Source organism: Alteromonas alvinellae, assembly GCF_902705805.1.
Genome location: NZ_CACSIH010000102.1, coordinates 1 through 559, shown reverse-complemented (window position 1 = coordinate 559; position 559 = coordinate 1). Strand labels below are relative to the sequence as shown.

Here is a 559-nt window from a genome sequence, read left to right as displayed (position 1 = left end):
TTTGACTGTGCGGAACAGAGATTCTGAGTAGGGATTGTCATTACTGACACCGGGGCGGCTGCGAGAGCCGATAACGCCCATTTCAATCATCTTTGCTTGCATGGTCAGGCTCTTCATCGGACTGCCATTATCAGAATGCAAGATTATTTCTTCATTCACGCATTTCTCAGACCATAGCGTGCGCTCTAATAGGCTAGCGGCATGCTCACCAGACTCGCAATCGTACACTTCCCATCCCACGACTTTACGGCTAAAAATATCCATTATCATGTACAGATAAAAGAACCGGCCAATGACCGTAGAGGGGCAGTACGATATATCCCAGGTCCACACTTCACAGGGGCCCGTAGCGGTAAACCCATCAGGTTTCGCCAGTGTCCCTTTGGGTTTTGCTTTGCCTCTGTGGGTAAGCTGATTATTGGCTTTTAATATACGGTAAAAGCTGGATTCCGAACCCAGATAAATTCCTTCATCAGCTAATATGGGAACAATCTGGCTAGGCGGGAGACTGGCAAACCGTTCTTCATTACAGATATCCAAAATGGCTTGTTGTTCTATC

General features: G+C 47.0%; 1 protein-coding gene. It reads right to left on the bottom strand.

Annotated elements, in window-relative coordinates; translation table 11 throughout:
* Positions 1-559 (bottom strand): transposase (locus ACX5KA_RS06635; protein WP_458730718.1); only part of this gene is annotated, 559 nt, incomplete at both ends.